A 22,939-nucleotide genomic window follows, 5' to 3' on the forward strand; every position below is an offset into this window, starting at 1 on the left:
TTGCGACCGGATTACCGGACGGCGGCCCATAGACGCAAGGCCTGAGCGGTTTCAGCGACGTCATGAACACGCAGGATCTGCACACCCTGTGCCAATCCGGCCAGCCCCACGGCGATGGATCCCGGCGCACGCGCGTCTTTGCGGGGCTCTTTGCCTATCTGCCCGATAAACCCCTTTCGGGATACGCCCAGCAGGATCGGACACCCCAAACAGTGAAACAGGCTGAGATTCTGCAGAAGGATAAGATTGTGCTTTTCGGTTTTGCCAAATCCTATGCCCGGGTCGATAATGATCTGGTCCCGGCTCATGCCGAGGTCTTCAAGAAAACCAACCTGCCCATGTAGGAAGTCATAAACATCCAGCAAAACACTGTCGTAAGTCGGGTCGTCCTGCATCGAACCGGGATCGCCCTGCATGTGCATCACGCAGACAGGGGCCCCAACCTGGGCACAGAACGGCGCAAGGTCCGGGTCGAAGGTAAAGCCCGAGACGTCATTGATCAGCCCTGCCCCGGCTTTCCAGGCGGCTTTGGCGACGGCGGCTTTGCGGGTGTCTATGGAAATCAGCGCATCGGTGGCCGATCTGATCGCTTTGATCAGCGGTTCGGTACGGGCGATTTCCTCGTCTTCAGGAACAAAACTTGCGCCGGGGCGTGTCGACTCGCCTCCGATATCAAGAATACTGGCGTCCTGCGCGACCATGTCCCGCGCCGCAGCCTGTGCCGCCTCGACCGAGTTATGCACCCCGCCATCCGAGAAACTGTCCGGCGTGGCATTGAGGATGCCCATGATCTGGGGCCGATCCATCGCAACGCCAGAAATAGCGGCCCGTGGACGTGTCAGCCGATCCAGCACATCGCCGGGAACCTGCGCAGCCGGGATGATGCACGCGGCTTCAGTCCGGCTGAGGCGTTCGACATGGGTGAACCACAGCGTCTGACCGGCTAAGGTCACCGCCCCTTCAGGGCGCGCCTCACCATGCTGAACCAGGGGTCGGTAGTAAGCAGTCACAGATTCGCCTGATCCACCGGCACAGCGCGCAGCGGAGTCTGGGGTGAGTCCGGCAAGGCGCCTCCGAATACCATCAGCTCGCTCGCTTCGAATGTCGCGGCAAACCACGCCGCCAGAGCGACCGCATCCGAGGGCGCAGCCGACGGGCCGTCCACTGCATCAAGCACGATCTTGGACGGCGCCCAGACGCAAATCTGCCCGTTCTTCATGGCCCAATCCAACTCAGTCCGCGTGGAAACGACGACACAGCGCAGGTCACGCGCGGCCAATACCCAGGCGTTTTGCTCGATGGCTAAAAGGTCGATCCGGCGTTGTGTCATGGCGTGCCCCGTTTGTGAAACGGCCATATCCGCCGCCCCAACGCATAGGATCAAGGGACGTTTCCGGTTCTCCAACTGGTCGATCCAACCGGTCAGATTGTCCGAAGCGATTGCTTCGTTTGACAGGAAGGCCAAACGCGGGTGCGGACGCTCTTCCTCGACCAGATCGTGGTGAGTTGCATCTTTACCGCGCACGATCTCGACGCCCAAAGCGCCGGGTCCTCGGTCCAGTTTTTCTATTCTGACAAAAGCTCTTACGGCCTGAGGCTCAAGCAAAATTCTTTCCGCAATCCGATCTGCCAGAGTTTCCAGCAGGTTCAACCGCTCGGCTGACAGTTCAAAGGCGATAGCCTCGGTCACACGATCATATGACAAAATGCGATCAACATCATCGTCAATCGGATCGGTCAAAGGGCGCACTTCGACAACGATATTAAAGCAAATGCGTTGCGTCGTTCCGCGCTCGGCCTGAAAAGCGCCAATTTCGACCTCGACAATATGGTCCCGCAGAGAAATGCGATCCAGAGGTCCCCGCGTGGCTGTCGCTTCGGACCGCTCGGAGGGGTGCGCAAAGGCAAGACGGATTTCAGAACTCATGCGGTTGACCCTTTGGGCTTGGTGGACTTTTCGGACCTATTTACACATTGCAGGCCCTATAACACTGCAACAAGCGCCATTCCAGTCTTCGAATGCGGCGTCAGCTGACGCGAAACCAGCTCATCATTCCCGATGCTGAATGACCCAGCATATGGCAGTGTAACAACCAGTCGCCTGGATTGTCAGCAATCAGCGCGATTTTACGGGTCTGACCCCGCCCTATCAGTATTGTGTCGCGCCAGGGGCCCAGCGTGCCGTCATCCAGGATGATGCGGAAATGGTGCCCATGCAGGTGCATAGCGTGGGGAAACGCCGTTTCATTGACAAACTCAATCTGATGAGCACTTCCCAATCGTGCATCCAGAAACGGCTCATCCGGTCGATCAGAATAGCCATTCAATGCCCAAAACCTCCCGAGTTGGGCCAATTCACGGCCTGATAGCTCGGTCTCGCCCAAATTGGCGGAATCCAGCCAGCGCATGGCCCCGCCTTGCAGCGTCATGCGATGGATCGGTGCGTCGTCCAGCCGAACCTTAGGCATCTCATTTGCTGGCAAAGGGCGGATTCCAGTCCTGTTTGCCGCTGCCTGACCGGCCACCGCAAGCCGAACCAGACCGAAGCTGTCACCGCGTTCTTGACTTACAAGCCCGGCAATCTGACCCTCATCACTTTGCACATCCACGATCAGATCCATCCGCTGAGCAGGTGCAAGCGGGACGTTCCCGGAAACCGGCAATGGGTCAACCAGAGGCATTCCATCCAAAGCGACGATCCAACCTGTCAGACCATCCAGCCCCAGATCGAATATCCTGGCATTTGCCGCATTGATCAGCCGCAGCCTCAGGCGCGCACCGCGCGCCACTGCATATTCTGGATCAAACTGGCCATTAACTGTGACGAGATTACCCAAACGCCCGGCGTGGCTGAGGTCGTGCTGGTTATCAAAATCTTCGACGATCTGCCCGGTTTCCGGGGTCAATCGCCAGTCGTCCAGGACAAGGGTCAAATCCTGATCCACATCAGGCAGACTATCTTCTTCGACAATCAATGGGCCGTAGAGGCCACGCGCAACCTGCTCCATGGATCGGTTATGGGCATGATACCAATATGTTCCCGCATCCGGGACCACAAAGTCATAGGTAAAACTGTGGCCTGGCTGAACAGCGTCCTGCGTCAGACCCGGAACTCCGTCCATTGCATTGACAATCCGAATGCCATGCCAGTGGATCGTAGCGGGTTGGGGCAAATCGTTTACCAATCTGCGCCGGACGTTTTGCCCTTTGCGCAGGCGAATTTCTGAACCGGGCACATTTCCACCAAAGGACCAAACCGAGGTCTCGGGGTACCCGTCAGGGGCCAGCTGTCGGGAGACGATCTGGGCAACCAAATCATCTATTGCGGCATGCACTGCCTTGGGCAACAGCAACATTGCTGTACCGGATTGCAATATCTGTCTGCGTGATAACAACAATACGGACCTCCTTGGCCCGCAATCTAAACCGATTTTCGTCCCGCGCCAGTAGGGTTCCAGCGCGGGTGCGTCAATCAGTTGCTCGCCGTCTGATAGTTGTGACGGTAGAAAATATGAACACCGATACGCGCAGTTTCCTTGTAGACCTTGGCCCAAGACGGGCGCACTGCGGTCGTGTGATAATGCGTAGCCCCTTCGGTCAGCTTTTTGGCATCCCCGTCGATGGCTGTACGCGCAACTTTTGCCACACGCTCATAGGCCTTCTTTTCACGGATCACTTCCTCTTGACCGTCACAGGTATAGGTGAACTGGCACTGGTATTTCTTACCTGTGCCCTGATTGATCACACCACACAGCGTGTCGGGAAAGCGGCTGCTGGCAACACGGTTGAGGATAACCTCCGCCACAGCAAACTGACCGCGCACACCTTCGCCGCGCGCTTCAAAGTACAACGCCTCGGCCAGGCACTTGAACTGTTCACCTCCGGTGGCGGTGGGTTGCTCGTCCAACCAGCTCTTGGAGTAGGACACTTCTTTCGACTCAGGCTCCTGTCGGGGCTTGAACAAATTCAGATAATCGCGAAAATTCTGACCGGGCAGTTCGCTACGGGCGACCAGCTCACGTTTCGCAGTATCGGTTGCTTCCCTCTCAGCGAAGGACACACTAGGCAGCATGGTTGTCGCCATAACGGCAACAGCCAGAATATATCTTAGCATCAGATAACCTCGCACAGGCACATTCTGCGCCATACCCTCCCCCGGCGGGCGCGATGAGGCTCATACCGAATTGAATCGGAAACGTCCAGATCAGAAGAAGATGCAAGTGAAAAATCGCCGTAACGTCAAAATAAGTTGACGACGGCTACCTTCTTTTCCCACTAATCCTTGGGTCGGCAGTTACTGTCAACCCCCAAGTCTGGACGAAATCGCTAGTTGAGCGGCAGCCAGCCGAGCGACAGGTACCCGGAAGGGTGAACATGACACATAGTCGAACCCCAAATCCCGACAAATTGCGATTGATTCGGGGTTTCCGCCATGTTCGCCACAGACCGACAGGGTCACGTCCGGTTGAACCCGGCGTCCGCGTTCAGACCCCAGCTTCAGCAATTCCCCTACACCATCGGGATCTAGCACGTGGAACGGATCCTCGGCGAAAACACCCTGACGCACATAAGCAGACATGAAGCGACCAGCGTCATCACGAGACAATCCGTAGGTCATTTGGGTCAAATCATTGGTGCCGAAGCTAAGGAACGCAGTTTGTGGAGCGATTTCGTCCGCCCGCAGGCAGGCACGCGGCGTTTCCACCATGACCCCCAGCCGATATTCGAACTCTTGCCCTCGTTCAGCAGCTACCGACGCCGCAACCGTGTCTATCCGAGATTTGACAAGCTCAACCTCGCGCTTGGCCGAAACCAGCGGTATCATCACCTCGGGGACCACCAGAGCGCCCTCTTCGCTGGCCTCAAGCGTCGCCTCAAAGATTGCTCGGGCCTGCATATCATAGATTTCCGGCACCGTGATGCCCAGCCTGACGCCGCGCAATCCCAACATCGGATTGTATTCGGTCATCTCGGCGACACGGCGTTCCACATCCGAAACCGGCAGATCAAGTGCCTCTGCTAATTCACGCTGGCCACTGCGAGTCGTGGGCAGGAACTCATGCAACGGCGGATCGAACAGGCGGATACAGACCGGTTGACCTTCCATAATTCGAAAAAGTTGCACGAAATCTGCGCGTTGCATCGGAAGCAGACGTTCCAGAACCGCCGCGCGACCGGAAGAGGTTTGGGCAAAGATCATTTCGCGCATCACGATCAGGCGGCCGGGATCAAAGAACATATGCTCTGTCCGGCACAGGCCGATGCCTTGCGCCGAAAAGTTCCGAGCGGTCTGCGCATCCGCGGGCGTATCGGCATTGGCGCGGATCTCAATATCACGTTCAGCGTCTGCCCAGCTCATAAGCGTCTGAAAACAATCGTCTAGCGCCGCCTCAAGCATCGCGGGCTGCCCCGCCAGAACCTGCCCCGAAGTTCCGTCGATCGTCAGCTTGTCGCCCGTTTTGAAAACGCGGCCATCCTGGGCTGTCAACATCTTCTCTTTGGTCTGAAACCGCATTTCAGAGGCGCCAACGATGCAAGGCAGGCCCAAGCCGCGACCGATCACGGCCGCATGGCTGGTCATCCCACCCTTTTCGGTCAGAACAGCCACTGCGGCGTGCATTCCCCGGACATCTTCCGGGGACGTCTCTCGGCGCACCAGAATACAGGGCTCGCCCCGCGCGGCACTGGCCTGCGCCTCGGCCGCAGTAAACACAAGCTTTCCGGTTGCCGCCCCTGGACTGGCTGCAATGCCTGTGGTCAGCACATCGCGGCGCGCGTCGGGGTGAACCTGCCGGTGCAGCAACTCGTTCAGAGAATGCGGATCGACCCGCATCACCGCCTCTTGCTGAGGAATGATGCCATCCTCGGCCAACCGAACGGCAATCCGCATGGCGGCACGGGCACTGCGCTGCACGCGCACACCGTCCAGAATGTGAACGTGCCCATTTTCGATGACGAATTCGACCTGCATTTCCTCACGCAGCTTTTCGCGCATGATTGCAGCATGTGCCTTGAGTTCCGCGAATGCCTTGGGCGCAACTTCCTCAAGCGACTTACCACGCGGATCCTTTTCCAGATACAGCGCCGCGACCCCCTCGCCCAACGCATCGCGACCCTGGCTTTGGCTGAGGTAACGACCGGTTATCTGCTGCAGCCCTGTTGTCGGATCAATCAGTTGCAGAACGCCGGACCCGCATTCGCCCTGCCCCACACCCGGGACCATCTCTTGAATGACCAGGCCCAGACCTGCATCCGCTGGCGCACCTTTTGCCTGGCGTAACAGCCGGGCTGAGGTTCCATCCCATGCCCGCGCCATCGAACGCAGAACCGCAACCAACTGCTCACCACGATCCTGTGGGAAAGGCTCGTCGGTCTCATCCTCATAGGCCCGCAACGACTGGCGCAGACCTTCCAGCCCATCGGCATCGATGTCGTCAAACACATCCGCATCCAGACGCGCCACATGAATGGCATAGCTTTGAACAAAGCGCAGCGACAGTGCAGCCGCGGCCTCGTTCCCCATCTCGTCTGACAGATCCACATAGCGCGCATCATTCATACCGATGTTGAGGATTGCCCCAGGCCCGCCCCAATCGGGGTCCTCGGAACTTGGACGAACACATAGCAGCGCCGCCTCGTCGAACTGTTCGAGAATGGCCGCAATGTCGGGCACCTGCCCGCCGGCGATCCGCTGCACTGCATCAAAGGACAATGCAACCGTTCGTGGTACGGGAAAATCCAGCCGAACCAGGCGCTGCAGGCATTTCGCGCGCCCGCCATGAGTATTCGCCGCTACGGGCGCTTCGGCTGTGATCAGAGTGGTATGCGGGTTATTCTGCACTGCGGCACCTTTTGGTTTCACCGCAGCATAGGCCCCTGCGCCGATGGCGCAAGAGCGTTAACCTTCGATTCGGGCCAGATCGGCCACGCTGGAACAGACCTTCCTGATCTGGCTGAGCAGGTTCAGGCGGTTGCGGCGCAGGATGTCATTGTCGGTATTGACCTGCACATCCTCAAAGAACGCATCTACCGGCCCGCGCAGCGCGGACATAGCCGTCATCGCGGCCGGGAAATCTTCGGACGCCAGCGCTGTGCCGATCTGTGCCTGAGCCTGATCCAATGCTGCAAACAGTGCTTTCTCGCTGTCTGTTTCGGCAAACTTCACATCCGCACCATAGGAGTATTCCACCCCATCCTTCTCTTCCGCCTGAGACAGGATGTTGTTGGCCCGCTTGAACCCCTGCACGAGGTTTTCGCCATCCTCGGTCGCAATCACCGCGTTCAGCGCGCGAGCGCGTTTGACCAGCAGGTTGAGGTCGTCATTGCCGTCCATAGCGATACAGGCGTCGATGATGTCGTGGCGGATGCCCTCGTCGCGGAGGAAGACCTTGAGGCGGTCGTGGAAGAAGGAGAGGAGGTCTGGAAGTATCCTGTCCCTAATTGGATACCACTCTGCATGAGCCCTCTTAGCAATGAATGTTTCAACCGCATCTGCAATTCGATCATCACTAATTGACTTTTCTTCCTCCACTTCGACCAGAGCATTTATCCATTCCTGTAAGACGTTTTTGGCAGTTGGATTAATGCTGGATATGAGTTCGAGCATATCCTCATATCGATCTTTGGTAGCATTCATCTCCTGCAACAATTCTAGCTTCTCAACTTCGAGCTTTTGGTCGATCCGCCCAAAGAACGAACTTTGCAGGGTTCGGCCAAGTTCTTCGTGGAGTTCGTTCTCAAAAATAAGTCGAACGACACCGAGTGCTGCACGCCGGAGTGCGTATGGGTCTTTAGAACCAGTCGGCAATTCATCAATCGCCCAGAACCCGGTCAGCGTGTCTAGCTTGTCGGCTAGCGCCACGGTCACCGAAAGCGGTGCGGTTGGCACGTCGTCTGACGGGCCCAGCGGCGAGTAGTGCTCTTGCGCCACGGCGGCCACGGCGGCGTCTTCGCCTGCAGCCTCAATATAGTACCGCCCCATAAGCCCCTGAAGTTCGGGGAATTCATAGACCATTTCCGAGCTCAGATCGGCCTTGGCCAGACGCGCGGCTTTCTCAGCCTGATCCGCATCTGCTCCGACCACTGGGGCCAGTTCGCGGGCAAGTGCTGCGATGCGGTCGATCCGTTCGGCCTGTGTGCCCAGCTTGTTGTGGAAGGTCACGTTCTCCAGCGCACGGGTCCATTGGGTCATATCCGACTTAGCAACGCGCAGGTCGTTCTCCCAAAAGAACTTGGCATCCGCCAGACGGGCCGACAGCACCTTTTGGTTGCCCGCCAGAATGGTCGCGCCATTGTCGGCGGTTTCGCGGTTGGCGACGGTGATAAAGCGTTCAATCCGGCCGGTTTTAGAGTTCTTCACAGAAAAAAACTTCTGGTGTTCCTTCATCGAAGTCTGCAGCACCTCGGGCGGCAGTTCCAGAAACTCCTGATCAATCTGCCCCATCAGCACCACGGGCCATTCGACCAGCCCGGCCACCTCGGCCAGCAGACCCTTGTCGTCGACCACTTCCAGACCGGCGGCAAAAGCCATGTTCTGCGCGTCGTTCCAGATGTGTTCGGCGCGTTCCTCAGGTGACAGCACAACAAAAGCGCGTTTCAGCTTGGCGGCGTAATCCTCGAACGATGTTACAGAAAACTGGTTCGGGGCCATAAAGCGGTGACCCTCGGTTGTGTCGCCGGATTTGATCCCTTCGACCTCAAGAGGCACGACCTGCGCTCCGGTCTCATCATTGAGGATGCACAGGATCGAATGCAGCGGACGCACCCAGCGCATCGACCCACTGCCCCAGCGCATCGACTTGGGCCAGGGGAAATTGCGTATGGTCGCCTCAAGCACTTCGGCCACGATATCAGTCGCCGGTCGCCCGGGCTTTTCGATCATCGCGAAATACACCGTGCCTTTGGGCGTTTCGCGCTCTTCAAGCTGATCACGGGTTACACCGGCGCCGCGCAGGAAGCCTTCGATGGCCTGATCCGGTGCGCCCACTTTCGGACCCTTGCGTTCTTCGCGGATGGACGGGCTTTCGGCCAGCAAGCCTTCGACCACCAAAGTCAGACGACGGGGCGTGGTCAGTGAGGCGGCCCCGGCATAGGTCAGACCGGCCTCGACCAAACCATCGGTGATCCGCTTTTTCAGGTCTTCACCGGCACGGGTTTGCATGCGTGCAGGGATTTCCTCGGAAAACAGTTCGATCAGCAGGTCGGGCATAGTCAGTCCTTAGAAATTGACGATCGTCTGGATGACGATGGCATTGGCGATATCCACAAAGAATGCGGATACAAGGGGCAGTACGATAAAGGCAATAGGGGACGGGCCATATCGCTTGGTTACGGCGGTCATATTGGCGATGGCGGTGGGGGTCGCGCCCAGCGCAAACCCACCGAAGCCTGCGGCCAGAACCGCGGCGCGATATCCCGACCCCATCACCGGAAACAACACGTAGATAACGAAGATGACCGTAAAGGCGGTTTGTGCCGCCAGTACGACCAAAATGGTCACACCAAGTTCCGCAATCGTCCACAACTGCAGGCTCATCAGCGACATGGCCAGAAAGGTACCCAACGCAAGCTCTGAAACCAGCCCAAGCGCGGATGTGCGGCTGACGGGAACTGCATTTGGCCGCAACCAACTGCGCAGGTTGCCGATCAAAATGGCAATGATCAGACAAGGTACAAACAGGGGAAGTTTCAGGCCGGCCTCTGCGATCAGAACATTCACACCGTAGCCAACGATAATGGCAAGATGGAGGTACAGCATGACCCGCATCAGACCAAGCGGCGTAATATCGGGATAACGCTGTTCTTCGGTTGCCACACCAACTGTCAGTTCTTCGTTGGGGCGGTCGGGGGTCAGATTATAGCGTTCGACAAGATACTTGGCCACGGGACCACCAACCACCGCGGCCAACACCAGGCCCAATGTCGCCACTGCGACCCCCAACTCGGTCGCGCCTTCCAACCCAGTTACGGCGCCAACGTCCGGCGCCCACGCGATGGCGGTTCCATGCCCTCCGATCAGGGCAGCTGATCCGAATAACACTCCGGACTGGGCAGGAAAGCCAAATGCAACTGCCCCGACGGCACCAATGCCGTTTTGCATGATGATGGTGATCAGTGTCAGAACCAACAGCAAGAACAGAGGTTTGCCGCCGGTAAGCAGATCCAGGAACCGGGCATTCAGGCCGATTGCCGCAAAAAACAGCACCAGCATGTAATCCCGCGTGGCCATCTCAAAATCGAATGAGATGCCTGTGGCCATGTATAATCCCAACATCACCAGCGCTGCGACCAACCCGCCGCTGACCGGTTCGGGTATGTTGAAGCGCTGAAGCAGTTTCACCTGCGTGTTCAACTCCGCCCCCAAAAGATAGACAGCCAGACCCAACGTGGCGGCGATCATATCCGGGATGAGATAAGTCATTGCCCCGTTTCCGGTTGCTGCGGGCATTCCTCTCCGACGACCGTGCCGTCATAGGCCTTTTCCCCGCAGTTGTTCAGCGCGTGCCAAACATAGCCTTTTCCATCCTGGGTTACAGCGACGATCCGGTCCACGCCAAAGTGTATATTCTTAGCCCCGATAAAGGCCTGCGCCTGACCGGTCTGCAACGCGTTGGCAATCATTATGGCATCGTAGCACTCAAACCATCCGGGCGCCGTCAACGGTTCGGGGTCATTGGCGGTCTGATAACCAGCCAGATCTGCTGGCGTCAGGTCAGTTTCAAAGCAGGCGCGGTATCGAATCGGAGAGCTGTCCGCATCAATCGCCTGAAAGTCCGTATAGGCGATGGTCTCGGGCTCATCTGCGCCGATTGCTAGCAAACGGACATCCTGTCCCGGCTTTGAGACCACTTCATAATAAAAGCCGTAAACTTGCAGATAGTACATGGCCCCACCAGCCAGAACAGCCGACCCAAGAAGGAGAATAGCAAGTAGTTTTCCGGTCATCGTTCGAGCATCCTATTCACGTGGCCTCTTTCATTGAGGTCGAAAATGGGCCAGTTTCCAACCTGATACAGGCTGACATTAGGGTAATGAAAATGGACACGACTCTCGCCGCAGGTTTTTTCGGCGCGCTTTTTGCGATCATGAACCCGATCACCAACTTGCCCGTTTTTCTGAGCGTGACTGATGGTCTGACCCCCGCAGATCAACGCAAGGTTGCGGTGAAAACCGTCACCTACTGTCTGATCCTGGGCGGTGCTTTTGCAGCCAGTGGCAGCAAGACATTGGGACTGTTCGGCATCAGCGTCAATGATCTGCGCGTTGCGGGCGGTCTTGTTGTCCTGATGATCGGCCTGAACATGCTGAGCGGCACCGAGAGCACGGCGCATCACGGAACCGAAGGCGAAAAGAAATCTTATCCCGAGGCCGACACCGTCGCCTTTTATCCGTTGGCCTTTCCCATCCTCGTTGGGCCTGGCACAATCACGACGTTGATCCTCTATGCACATCAAATGTCCAAACCTATGGACGTCATACTCTATGCGGGCGTTTTTCTGGCAGTGCTGTTTTTGCTGTTCGTCACATTCTGGAACGCCGCGGCGCTGTCTAAGCGGCTTTCGGACAACGCTCGGGTGATCATGAGCCGCTTTATGGGTATGATCCTGTCTGCCATCGCAATCAGCATGATCGCGGACGGACTTAAAGTTCTGCTTCCCGGTTTGGCGTAACTGCCGCATCAGACCTCGTACCCGGCGGCTTCGGTCTGGACGAAGGCGTCGGCGCATTGCTTGGCCAAGGCGCGCACGCGTCCGATATAGGCCTGCCGTTCCGTCACCGAGATCACGCCACGCGCATCCAGCAGGTTAAAGATGTGCGACGCCTTGATGCACTGATCATAGGCCGGATGCGCCATGATGATGCGTTTGCCGGTCTTGGGATCGTCATGATCCTGCGCCAGAATGGTGGCACATTCAGCCTCGGCCTCTTTGAAATGGTCGAGCAGCACGTCGGTATTGGCCACGTCAAAGTTCCAGCGGGCATATTCTTCTTCGGTCTGTTTGAATATGTCACCATAGGTCAGCGGGCTGGGTGACTGCGGATCGTTGAAGGGCATGTCCATCACGTGATCAACACCCAGCACATACATCGCCAGCCGCTCCAACCCATAGGTCAATTCACCTGAAACCGGCGCGCAGTCATGGCCTCCGACCTGTTGAAAATAGGTGAACTGGCTGACTTCCATGCCGTCGCACCAGACCTCCCAGCCCAGGCCCCAGGCGCCCAGGGTTGGGCTTTCCCAGTCATCCTCGACAAACCGGATGTCATGCAGGTCCATGTCGATGCCGATTGCCTCAAGGCTGCCCAGATACAACGCCTGCAGGTCCGGCGGGCTAGGCTTGATCAACACCTGATACTGATAATAGTGCTGCAAGCGATTGGGGTTCTCGCCATAGCGCCCATCTGTTGGGCGGCGCGAGGGCTGTACATAAGCTGCGGCCCAGGACTTGGACCCCAACGCGCGCAAAGTAGTCGCGGGATGGAATGTCCCTGCCCCCACTTCCATGTCATAGGGCTGCAGAATGGCGCAGCCTTTTGACGCCCAATAGGTCTGAAGGCGCAGGATGATCTCCTGAAAAGAGCGAGGTGCGTTGGACTTAACGGTCATCACATTCCCTTTGGACGCCATTGCGCCCTGTTCCGGTGGGTTTTGCCCTTCCTATGCAAGGGGCCAAGGGGCGTCAACGGGACAGTGTGCCCGGGAAGCCACTGAGCGGCCAAACTGGAAATTCCCCGTATTCCAGGCATGGTGTTTCAACCCGCATATCGCGTACTCTTCATCGCAGAAAAACACCGCGGACACAGGCACACAATGAGACGCATATTAACGGTAATTTCAGTTCTTTTCCTTTTCGGCGTGCGGGCATCATTTGCGCAGCAAGACGGAGGTGTTTGGGTCCAGGTTGAGGCGCAGCCTTCGCTGCGTGAAGCCCAGGAACGCGCACAAGCCTATTCTGGCGCGTTGCCAGACGTGAATGGATTTCGCCTGAATTCGGGCTGGTATGCCATTGTGATCGGCCCGTATCTGCGCGGCGATGCCGAGCAAGTTCTGCGGGTGTACCGCGCAGAGGGGCAAATTCCAGCCGACAGCTTTATCGCCTTCTCGAACACACTGGGGCAGCAGTTCTGGCCGGTCAGTGCGAATACTCAGGACCAGGCTGCTGTGACAGCGCCGGTCGCACCTGAACTGGAACAGCCAGTGGCCGAGGCAACCCCGCAAATTGCCGATGAAACCAGATCACAGGCGCTGCAAAGCGAACGATTGCTGAGCGCGCAGGAGCGTATGGGCCTTCAAACCGCACTTCAGGCAGCCGGTTTCTACAACTCGACGATTGACGGTGCCTTTGGACAGGGAACGCGTCGCTCGATGGGCGACTGGCAAAGTTTCAACGGATACGAATCGACCGGGGTTTTGACGACGGCACAGCGCAAGGCCTTGATGGATGACTATAACGCGCCATTAATCAGCGCCGGAATGCAGCGCTACACAGACCCACAGGCAGGTATCGAGATGGCCATGCCGCTGGGTGTTGTTGCATTCGACCGTTACGAGGCCCCCTTCGTGCATTTCAACGGCTCGACCGACCTGAATGCTCAGGCCCTGCTGATCAGTCAGGATGGCACCAAAGCAACCCTGCGGGCCCTTTTTGAAGTCATGCAGTCGCTGGAAATCGTTCCGCTTGAAGGCCCTCGCCAGCTGCGCGGTGACAGCTTTACGCTGGAAGGTCGCGGCAATGACATTGTATCCTATACCGAGGCCAAGCTGAAAGATGGTCAGATCAAAGGTTTTACCCTGGTCTGGCCCGAAGGGGACGAGGCGCGCCGTACCCGCGTTCTTGCCGCCATGAAAGCGGGCTTTAGCACCACTGATGCGGTTCTTGACGCCGCCGCCGGATCGGACGCTGCGCAAAGCATTGATCTTGTATCCGGCCTGCAGGTTCGCAAACCGCGCCTGTCACGCTCGGGGTTCTTTGCGGATGCCAAAGGCACCGTCCTGACCGTGACCGAGGCGGCAGATAGCTGCTCGCGGATCACGCTGGACGGCGCGCACGAGCTTGAGGTCGCCTCGACCGATCCCAATATCGGCATCGCCGTTCTGCGGCCAAGCCGCGACCTTTCCCCGATCAGCGTGGCCGAGTTCAGCAGCACCAAGCCGCGGATTCAGTCCGAGGTTGCGGTCTCCGGATTCTCGTATCAGGGCGTTTTGGGCGGTCCGACGCTGTCATATGGGCAGATCGCCGACCTGCGCGGCCTGAACGGTGAGGATGGCGTGAAGCGTCTGGCGCTGGCCACCCAACCCGGCGATGCAGGAGGCCCCGTGTTTGACGGCAACGGTCAGGTGGTCGGGATGCTTTTGCCGACCCCGACGAATGGGCGGACCCTGCCCGCCTCGGTCAGCCTGTCTGCCAATACAGAGAGCCTGAACAAGGCGCTGAGCAAGGCTGGGCTGGCAGGTCAATCCAGCGCCACCGCCGCCACGCAGGTCTCACCCAATGAGCTTAGCCGCCGGGCAAATGGGATGACTGTTCTGGTACAATGCTGGGATTGAGTTCGTAAAATCGCGCATTAACGCCGCCCATCCGGGCGGCTTTTTTTATTCTGCGCGCCATATGTCCGGAGTGATCCGGATCAATGTCGGCCCCTTAGCGGAAAACGCTTTTCGCACCGCAGACTGCATGTCTTCCAGTGTTGAGGGCGCAGCAGACAAGGCGCCGAATGCCTCGGCCAGTTTGCAAAAGTCAGGGTTTCGCGCAACGACAGCATTCGGCGCGATCTGACTGCCCACCATGCTGTCTTCGATCTCTTTCAGCTTGCCATTGTCCCAAAGAATGATCGGCAGGGGCAAACCCAGCTCTACCGCCACGCCCAATTCCATCATCGTGTAGTGAAAGCCATAATCCCCAGCAATCACAGCAGTCGGCCTGCCCGGCCGCGCGATAGCGCCACCTATTCCAGCCGGCAACGCATAGCCCAGCGTGCCAAAGCCGTTCGGGTGGTGCCAATGATAGGGGAAAGGCATTTCCCACACCCCCTTGGCAACATAGGCGAACTGGGTCATGTCCGAATACACCATCACATCCGCTGGCATTGCCTTACGCAAGGCATCCAACACCGGGACAATACCGGGCCGTTCCGCATCAATCTCGGCGCGCCATTTACTGCGGGCTTCGGAGACCTCATCCGAGGACCAGCCATTTGCCGGTTTGACATGGTCAATAGACGCCCACATCGCGTGGGCAAAGCTTCCGCCATCCGCCTGCAACTTGACAGAGGCCCGATGATGGTCCGACAGGACCTGAGGGTCCAGATCAATGCGGATCATATTGGCCGTATGCCCCAGCGCATCGCGCCACAGATCGACCTCACCCAGCTCGGCTCCGACGACCACCACAAGATCGGCGGAGGCGATGATCCGGGCGCTTTCGGGACGAGACAAGGCAGCGCCAAAATCCAACGCATAATCCAACCCCACCATTCCACGCCCCGCATAGGTGGTGAAACAGGCCGCTCCGATCTGTGTCAGAATCTGCCGCCACAAGTTTGATCTTGCACCACCTCCCAGAACGAACAGCGGCCTGCGCGCAATGTTCAGCATCGACAAGACCGGCGCGACGTCCGGCGGCAGAGCCTTTGTCCGCAAACCCGGCTGGTTCGGGAATGGGGCTGGGTCAGCCTGTGCCTTAAGTTGCGAAATCGGCACCTGTATGTGCTTGGGTCTGGGGCGGCTCAACGCGAACTCTTCGAAAGCACGTTCAACCAGGCCATAGGCGGCCGAAGCTGTATTAGCCTGCAACGACCAATCCGCGACCGTTTCTCCGGCGGCACGTTGATCCTTCATCTGATGAAGCTGTCCCTGCAGCGCCTGATCATCATCAAGGCAGGAGGACAGCACCAGCATTGGCACCGAATCCGAATACCCCTGCCCCATGGGTGTCATGATGTTGCACAGCCCAGGCCCAGTGATCACATAGGCCACGCCAGGATTGCCGCTTGCGCGCGCATATCCGTCCGCCATGAAACCGGCCCCCTGCTCGTGCCGCGCAAGAACTTGGGTGATGCCGGCTTCTTCGATCCCGCGATACATCTCCTGATTATGGACGCCGGGGATACCAAAAATCACATCAACACCCCGATCCCGGAGCATGTGCGAGATTTGAGCGCCAAGTGGTCTTTTCATTAACTTCTCCAGAAATGGACTGTGAACAGCGCATAGACCGCGAGCAGTTCAAGCCGACCGACCAGCATCCCCGCAGATAGTAACCATTTGGCTGTATCGCTGAGCCCGCTGAAATTACCCGCTGGTCCGATCTGATCCCCAAGGCCCGGACCAACATTGGCCAACGCGGTTGCTGCACCCGAGACAGAGGTAATGAAATCCAGCCCGGTCAGCGCCAGCGCCCATGCCAGGAAACCCAAAGACAATACGAAGAACATGAAAAAGCTCATGACCGAAGTCAGGACATCCGTTCCGATGGGACGCCCATCATAGAGAGGCATGAACACCCCATGCGGTGAACGGATACGCCGGATTTGAGTTTTGATGGATGCAAACAGCAGTTGATAGCGGAAAATCTTGATCGAACAGGCAGTTGATCCCGCACACCCTCCTATCAGGCCAATCAGGAAGAACACCATGATCGGAAAACTGCCCCAACCCATGTAATCGACGCTGGCATAACCGGTACCTGAAATGATCGACGTGATGTTGAACAGCGATTCCCGCACCGCCTGTTCCCAGTGATGCGGAAAGACAGAGGTCAAAAACACCGCCATGACGGCTACAAGAATCAGGATCGTGGCCAAAAACGCCCGAATCTGACTGTCGCGGAACAGGGAGCCGGTGCTGCCATTGGCAAACTGAACATAACGCACAAATGGCAGGGCAGCGAGGATCATGAAAATCGACGCCGCATATTCCGCCGGACCCGAGAAGGTACCGAACGATGCATCATAGTTTGAAAACCCACCGGTCGAGATTGTTGTCATAGAATGAACCACGGCGTCAAAAAAGCTCATGCCAAGACCGGTGTAAACAAGCGCGCAGACCACGGTCAGGAACACGTAGATCAGGGAAATCTGGCCTGCGATTTCTTGCGCCCGCGGCAGGATCTTACCCATGGTTTCGAAACCTTCCGAACGGAAGATCTGCATTCCTCCGACCCGAAGCTCGGGCAGAAAAACCATTGCAACAACGATGATCCCGATACCGCCCAGCCATTGCAGCACACCGCGCCACAAAAGCAACCCCTGCGGCAGACCGTCGAGCCCGGAAATCACGGTCGAGCCCGTGGTCGTAAGGCCAGACATGGCCTCGAAATAGGCATCGACAAAGCGCAACTCGGTTTCCCCGAACAGGAAAGGAATTGCCCCAAATAAAGGCAAAGCCACCCAAACGCCGGTCGTGAGCAGAAAGGTCTGACGGATCGTCAACCCTTCGCCAACGCCATTTGAGCAGCTCATAGAAAGGACAGCGCCGGTCAGAATGGTAATAACGCTGCTTTCAAGGAAAACATGCCATTCGCCGCGACCCTCGATAAGGTCCGCAAGCATGGGCAACATCATGGTCGCCCCAAGAATGGCGACCAACAGGCCAATCACATATCCTACCGGGCGCATGTCCGTCATGAGGCGCAGCGTTGGCGCGCCTGCACGACTGTGTCAAGCGGATGTCCCGATTACTTTTCGGTTTTGCCGCTCGAGACGGGCATCACGGGCGGTTTCGAAGGCGCGCGTGACCGGCGTGCAGCTGCCGCCTGTCCCGCCTGAGCCTTCGGCGCGGCCGGATTTGCGGGTGCAGGTTTGACGGTTGCAACCCGATCTGCCTTCACCTTGGACGCTACGGGTTTAACAGCTGCGGTTTTTGCAACAGCAGCGTCGATCGCAGCGGCGGGAGCAGCTGATTTTACCACTGCAGGTCTGACTGCAGCAGGTTTAGCGGCTTCTACATTGGGCATTTCAGATTTGGCAGTTACGGTTTTGGTAACAGCAGGCTTTGCCTTAGCGGCTTTGGGGGCAGCGGGTCTAGCTGCGACCTTTGGGGCTGCGCCTTTTGCCACTGCAGGTTTTGCCGCGGACTTGGTCTGCGCCTTTTTCGCACCCCCCGACGCTCTGGCTTTTGTCACAGGTTTCGCCAGGGCGGGCTTGGGCGATTCGGCCTTTGCCTTGACTTCTGCCTTTTTCTGGACGGCCACTTTGACCTTTGCCGCAGGTTGCGGATCAGCATTGACCACAGGCATCGCCTGAGATTTGAACTCAGGTGCCTTCACGTCAGCAACAGTCTTTTCGGAGGCGACACGCAGGACCTGAACCTGGGCGAAGGGCAGTTCAATCGCAGAGTTGGTCAGAATTTGCATGATTTTCAAATGGTTGGTCATTGCCTCACCGGCAAATCGAATTGCTGCTGCCTGAAATTCAAATGGCTGGGTAAACGGGTTCATGAGGTTGTTCTCCTGTGAAAGTGATGCAACCCGCGAATGAGTAAAGAACCCTGCCCGCCCTGACAAAACGGGCGGATTACGTTGCCTTGCAGTCCTTGGCGTCGCACGTGCCGGCTTCCTGATTGAGTGAAATGATCACCAGAACAGTGACCACGAGATGGCTGCATTCAAGGATAGTTTACAGCAAGAACTTCGCGCTTGCAGCATTTATCGCTGCAATGCGGCGAAATTTCACCACGCCGGCACTTAATCAAGGCTTTACAAAGGTTTAACGCCTATCCGACATGAAACAATGTCGTAAACAGCCTCGGATCCAGGCTGGAGGACACAAAGGTCGGGCCCTCAGTCAGAACAGAAACGGCATCATGGCTGTGCAGGCTTTCTTGATGGCTGGCGATCACTCGGAAATCGCCGATATGATGGTCTGCCAAAAGTTCGGCACAAAACAGGCGTGCCGCGTCTTCGACAAAAATCGGGTTTGCGGCGTTCAGCTCGGCAAAGGCCTGCTCATCTTCACGTTTGACCATGACCTGCGTCTCGGTCGGCACCGCCCTGCGACACAGCGCAATCAGATCTTCGAACCAGAGGCAATCGGCATCGCAATCGACCGCAACCGATATCCGCGCAACCGAGCGCTGCGAATGCGGCGTCGCCAGTTGCCCTCGTGTAGACCGCGCATGCTCGCTGAGCTCCAGAGAACAAGGGCATGTCGAGGAATACACATAATCCAGATGCATGATCTTTTGACGCACGCCATTCTGTTCGACCAGTTCCAGCGCGATATCGTAATATTGATAGCCTTCCAGACCCGAACGCAGGCTTTGAGTCCTGTCCGGGTAAGAGAACCGCATCTGGATACGTGCGTCAAAGCTGTCCAGATCGGTCATATAGTCGTTCAGCGCAGCCTCGATCACCTCAAAGCTGAACGTGCGCTCAGCATGTTTGTAGAACGAACGCATGATACGGGACATGTTGATGCCCTTCTTTTCCGCATCAAGGCTGACAGTGCCAGTCACTGAGGTCTCCAGCGTCAGGTCGTCGCCCTGCTTGCGGTGAAACCGGATCGGCAGGCGGAAATTCGATATGCCAACATGTTGAATCTGTTGCTTTGCCCCACGGATCAGGCTGGAAGGTCCATTCTGAAGGTCAGGCAACGAGGCGCGGTAGGCCTCATCCACAGCAAACCCCTCGGGGTAATGCCGCGACAGGGATGGGTAGTTGACCGGCAGGAGCCCCGGCACAAGGCGCGCGACAGCAGGATCAAGCTGACCGATTTCAGCCTCGGTCGCGTTCTCGGCCCATTTCCGCAGGGTTTTCAACGCTGCCGCGGCCTCATCATTGTTGGGGGCGTCATCAATGTCACGGGGATACACGTTCATCGATCAGGGCTCCTCGGGTTGGTCGCCGGACTATATATATGTTCGACGCGATTTCCAGTCTAATGGTATACGCGCCGAAACACAGCCCGGATCTAAACTTCGTGATGGGCGCACCATGCGCACAAGTCACAAACCGTTTTCGAACCATGCCTAACAGTCCAGCTGACGCCCCTATTGCTGAGAAACGTCCAATGCGCGCTTGATATCGGCAAGAAGATCATCGGCGTCTTCCAGACCGACCGAGAACCGGATGAGGCCCGGAGCAATGCCCAGCTCAACTTTTTGGTCGTCACTCAATCTTTGATGTGTGGTGGTTGCCGGGTGGGTGGCAATCGACTTGGCATCGCCCAGATTGTTCGAAATCACCGGAATCGTCAGGGCGTTAAGGAAGGAAAATGCCGCCTCTTTTCCGCCCTTGATATCCAACGACAGCACTGTCCCGCCTTTGCCGCCAAGCTGCGTTTGTATCAGATCATTCTGCGCATGAGACTTCAGACCGGGGTAAAGCGTCCGCTCCAACGCCGGATGGCCCTCTAGCGCCTCGGCAATCTTCTGGGCGGTTTCGGCCTGTGCGTTGACCCGCAACGCCATGGTCTCAAGCCCTTTCAACATGATCCACGCGTTGAAGGGGCTAAGCGCGCCTCCGGTGTGTTTCATATAGGGCTCGACCGTACCACGGATGAACTCTTTGGTGCCGATGATGACACCACCCAGGGCGCGGCCCTGCCCGTCAATATGCTTGGTCGCCGAGTAGACAACCACGTCAGCCCCCTGAGCGATCGCGCGCGAGAAAACTGGGGTCGAGAACACATTGTCCACGATGACCGTTGCACCAACCGCATGGGCCAGAAGGGAAACGGCTGAGATGTCGATGACCTCAAGCGTCGGGTTGGACATAGATTCGAAGAAAACCGCTTTGGTGTCCGGGCGGATCGCAGCCTCCCATGCGTCAAGATCGGTACCGTCCACAAAGGTCACTTCAACCCCGAACCGGGTCAGCACGTTTTCCAGAATATACAGGCACGACCCGAACAGAGCCTTGGCAGAAACAACGTGGTCACCGGCTTGCAACATCGAAGTCAGTGCCGCATTCACCGCAGCCATTCCAGAGGCGGTGGCAAAAGCGTCTTCGCCCCCTTCCAGAGCCGCGATACGCTGTTCAAACATCGAAACTGTCGGGTTGCCATACCGAGCGTAAATGAACTCATCAGGGCCGGTTTCGATGAACCGCGCCTCGGCCTGCTCGGCCGTATCATAGACAAATCCCTGGGTCAGAAAGATCGCCTCGCTCACTTCGTTGTATTGGCTGCGGCGGGTGCCGCCATGGACGGCTTGTGTGCGCTTGTTCCAGCTCTCGCTCATGTCATTCCTTTCAGCCCCGCTTGGGAGGCAAACAAAAAACCCCAGACGCGGCCAAGCGAAAGGGGTCTTTCATCCTGACCTTTTAGCGGTGTTGTTTAACGTGGCCCGCAATCCGGTAACAAATCGCCACTTGATGAGGATGCATTTACGCCCCGTCCCAGATCACGTCAAGACCGGCTGCACCAAGGTCACGCTTTCGTAACACACCTGCGCGCCCTCTTGCCGAACGCGCTGAAACCTCCATGATCGCGTCCAGTTTGAGGAGATGACATGATCGATCTATATTTCTGGCCCACGCCCAACGGCTGGAAAGTGTCCATCGCTTTGGAAGAGATGGAGCTGCCCTATAAAACCCACTTGATCAACATCGGCCAAGGCGACCAGTTCGACCCCGAGTTCCTTAAGATCGCCCCCAATAACCGGATGCCCGCGATCGTCGATCCGAACGGACCCGGAGGGACGCCGGTATCTGTATTCGAAAGCGGCGCGATCCTGATGTATCTCGCCCGAAAAACCGGACGCTTCTATGGTGAAACTGAACGTGACCGGATCGCTGTCGAAGAATGGCTGATGTGGCAGATGGGCGGCATCGGCCCGATGGCGGGACAAGCACACCATTTCCTGAAATACGCACCTCAGCTGGACCCGCCGCAAGACCTGCCCTACCCCAAGGATCGCTACCGCGCCGAAGTCGGACGTCTTTACGGCGTTCTGGATCGCAGGCTGGCCGAGAACGAATATGTGGCCGGCAATTTCTATTCCATCGCCGACATGTCGATCTGGGGCTGGGCGAGCTTGTGGGAAGGGCAACAACAGGTGTTGGAAAACAAGCCTCACTTTACCCGCTGGTTGGAAACCGTAAGCTCTCGCCGCGGTGTGCAAGCGGGCCGCGCCTTGCATGCCGAGTTGCGCGGAGATCACCGTGACAGGCAATCGCAGGGCGTTTTGTTTAAACGATAAGCGAGGGTATTGTTTACACGGTATGTCGCATTTTCTGGATGCCAGAATCAGGAGTGAATTTTGACCGTCCTAGTACAACCGGCCTCCAAATCTGTTCCACCCGAGGCTCTCGCCGATCTTCTATGGAGCACAGATCCAAAACTAAACGGTTACATATTTGGAAAAATGGATGTCTTGCTTAAGATCATCGGAACAGAATGGCCCGCGCAACTAGGTTTGTATTCGTTCAAACATGCCTTCACGGCCATGCACCGTGGCAAAGTCGCCGGCCTCCTTATTGGGCATACAGAAGAAGAATATGCTGCGAATTTCGATTTTTCCGTCGATCATCAAGCTAATGCTCTTGGCGAAGATGAAGCCCGTCATCTAAAATCTGCCTTGCATTGGATGGATCGGTTGTTTCCCGCCCCGCGTCAAAACTCTTACTACATTCTCGAATTCGCTGTGAACCCAGACATGCAGGGTACAGGCATTGCCAGCCAACTCTTTGCAATAGCAACGAAACGGGCTTTGGCGGGTGGGTGCAATCAAATATGCCTTGATGTAGCTGCCAACAATGAAGCCGTTAGTTTTTATGAACATATTGGATTTAGCGTCGAAATTGAATCGCGCGTGCCCGTTTTGGACGACGAGCATGGAATAGGAATGCACCTGCACATGGTTCTAGAGATCGGTCAAAGCGACTGACATCGGTGCAGGCTCGATTGCAATATTGTCGATAAGAATATTCAGCCGCGACCGTTCATGTCGCAATTCCCACTGGAAACAGGCAACGCCCTTCACTAAGGAAGAAATCGACAA

The 22,939-nt window shown here is 57.2% G+C and carries 18 protein-coding genes and 1 riboswitch; of the genes, 4 read left to right on the top strand and 14 right to left on the bottom strand.

What is annotated here, in order from left to right; all coding sequences use genetic code 11:
* Positions 1 to 11: 11 nt before the first annotated feature.
* The 8 genes from folP to AC2FGB_RS04780 all read right to left on the bottom strand — a co-directional run bounded on the left by folP (position 12) and on the right by AC2FGB_RS04780 (position 10,944).
* A complete protein-coding gene (gene folP, locus AC2FGB_RS04745) occupies positions 12 to 1,010 on the bottom strand; it encodes a dihydropteroate synthase (RefSeq protein ID WP_496693302.1) in 999 nt (332 codons plus the stop codon).
* Entirely contained in the window at positions 1,007 to 1,927 is a 921-nt protein-coding gene (locus AC2FGB_RS04750; protein WP_496693303.1) for a dihydroneopterin aldolase, read from the bottom strand. Before AC2FGB_RS04750 ends, folP begins: the two co-directional genes overlap by 4 nt.
* A gap of 100 nt (positions 1,928 to 2,027) precedes the next feature.
* Positions 2,028 to 3,356, bottom strand: coding sequence for a multicopper oxidase family protein (locus AC2FGB_RS04755; protein WP_496693304.1), 1,329 nt, complete (start codon positions 3,354 to 3,356; stop codon positions 2,028 to 2,030).
* Between the two features lie 116 nt (positions 3,357 to 3,472).
* Positions 3,473 to 4,147: a cell wall hydrolase gene (locus tag AC2FGB_RS04760; protein WP_246097141.1), complete on the bottom strand. Its 675-nt coding sequence runs from the start codon at positions 4,145 to 4,147 to the stop codon at positions 3,473 to 3,475.
* Positions 4,148 to 4,300: 153 nt separating this feature from the next.
* Positions 4,301 to 6,862 (bottom strand): putative PEP-binding protein, encoded by a 2,562-nt coding sequence (locus AC2FGB_RS04765; RefSeq protein WP_496693305.1) that lies wholly within the window; start codon positions 6,860 to 6,862, stop codon positions 4,301 to 4,303.
* Between the two features lie 36 nt (positions 6,863 to 6,898).
* Positions 6,899 to 9,208, bottom strand: a complete 2,310-nt coding sequence (glyS, locus tag AC2FGB_RS04770; protein ID WP_496693306.1) for a glycine--tRNA ligase subunit beta — start codon at positions 9,206 to 9,208, stop codon at positions 6,899 to 6,901.
* Between the two features lie 9 nt (positions 9,209 to 9,217).
* Entirely contained in the window at positions 9,218 to 10,420 is a 1,203-nt protein-coding gene (gene gltS / locus AC2FGB_RS04775; protein ID WP_496687541.1) for a sodium/glutamate symporter, read from the bottom strand.
* Entirely contained in the window at positions 10,417 to 10,944 is a 528-nt protein-coding gene (locus AC2FGB_RS04780) for a DUF6446 family protein (RefSeq protein ID WP_271946400.1), read from the bottom strand. The genes gltS and AC2FGB_RS04780 overlap by 4 nt, the downstream gene beginning before the upstream one ends.
* A 92-nt stretch (positions 10,945 to 11,036) precedes the next feature.
* Here AC2FGB_RS04780 and AC2FGB_RS04785 point away from each other — a divergent pair, with 92 nt between their 5' ends.
* Complete coding sequence (locus AC2FGB_RS04785; RefSeq protein WP_496693307.1) at positions 11,037 to 11,669, top strand: MarC family protein; 633 nt, start codon at positions 11,037 to 11,039, stop codon at positions 11,667 to 11,669.
* A gap of 8 nt (positions 11,670 to 11,677) precedes the next feature.
* Here the strand turns inward: AC2FGB_RS04785 and AC2FGB_RS04790 are convergent, their stop codons facing one another.
* Entirely contained in the window at positions 11,678 to 12,607 is a 930-nt protein-coding gene (locus AC2FGB_RS04790) for a glycine--tRNA ligase subunit alpha (protein WP_142634529.1), read from the bottom strand.
* A gap of 204 nt (positions 12,608 to 12,811) precedes the next feature.
* Between AC2FGB_RS04790 and AC2FGB_RS04795 the strand changes: the two genes are divergently transcribed.
* Positions 12,812 to 14,548, top strand: a complete 1,737-nt coding sequence (locus AC2FGB_RS04795; RefSeq protein WP_496791758.1) for a serine protease — start codon at positions 12,812 to 12,814, stop codon at positions 14,546 to 14,548.
* Positions 14,549 to 14,593: 45 nt separating this feature from the next.
* Here AC2FGB_RS04795 and AC2FGB_RS04800 read toward each other — a convergent pair whose 3' ends face one another.
* The 5 genes from AC2FGB_RS04800 to metZ form a co-directional block, all read right to left on the bottom strand.
* The gene (locus tag AC2FGB_RS04800) at positions 14,594 to 16,177 is read right to left on the bottom strand and encodes a thiamine pyrophosphate-binding protein (protein ID WP_496693309.1); all 1,584 of its coding nucleotides are present in this window, start codon (positions 16,175 to 16,177) and stop codon (positions 14,594 to 14,596) included.
* Positions 16,177 to 17,625, bottom strand: coding sequence for a TrkH family potassium uptake protein (locus tag AC2FGB_RS04805; RefSeq protein WP_142634535.1), 1,449 nt, complete (start codon positions 17,623 to 17,625; stop codon positions 16,177 to 16,179). Before AC2FGB_RS04805 ends, AC2FGB_RS04800 begins: the two co-directional genes overlap by 1 nt.
* A 50-nt stretch (positions 17,626 to 17,675) precedes the next feature.
* Entirely contained in the window at positions 17,676 to 18,437 is a 762-nt protein-coding gene (locus AC2FGB_RS04810) for a hypothetical protein (RefSeq protein WP_496693310.1), read from the bottom strand.
* Positions 18,438 to 18,712: 275 nt separating this feature from the next.
* Positions 18,713 to 19,816: a GTP cyclohydrolase FolE2 gene (gene folE2 / locus AC2FGB_RS04815; protein WP_142634540.1), complete on the bottom strand. Its 1,104-nt coding sequence runs from the start codon at positions 19,814 to 19,816 to the stop codon at positions 18,713 to 18,715.
* Between the two features lie 171 nt (positions 19,817 to 19,987).
* Complete coding sequence (gene metZ / locus AC2FGB_RS04820; protein ID WP_281994799.1) at positions 19,988 to 21,178, bottom strand: O-succinylhomoserine sulfhydrylase; 1,191 nt, start codon at positions 21,176 to 21,178, stop codon at positions 19,988 to 19,990.
* A 62-nt stretch (positions 21,179 to 21,240) separates the two neighbouring features.
* Positions 21,241 to 21,318, bottom strand: a riboswitch (SAM riboswitch).
* 130 nt (positions 21,319 to 21,448) lie between these two features.
* Between metZ and AC2FGB_RS04825 the strand changes: the two genes are divergently transcribed.
* Both AC2FGB_RS04825 and AC2FGB_RS04830 read left to right on the top strand, forming a co-directional pair.
* Positions 21,449 to 22,138, top strand: a complete 690-nt coding sequence (locus tag AC2FGB_RS04825) for a glutathione S-transferase N-terminal domain-containing protein (RefSeq protein ID WP_271946383.1) — start codon at positions 21,449 to 21,451, stop codon at positions 22,136 to 22,138.
* A gap of 60 nt (positions 22,139 to 22,198) precedes the next feature.
* Complete coding sequence (locus AC2FGB_RS04830) at positions 22,199 to 22,825, top strand: GNAT family N-acetyltransferase (protein WP_281994800.1); 627 nt, start codon at positions 22,199 to 22,201, stop codon at positions 22,823 to 22,825.
* The last annotated feature ends 114 nt before the right edge of the window (positions 22,826 to 22,939 follow it).

Source organism: Ruegeria sp. CDSC021 (genome assembly GCF_059610845.1).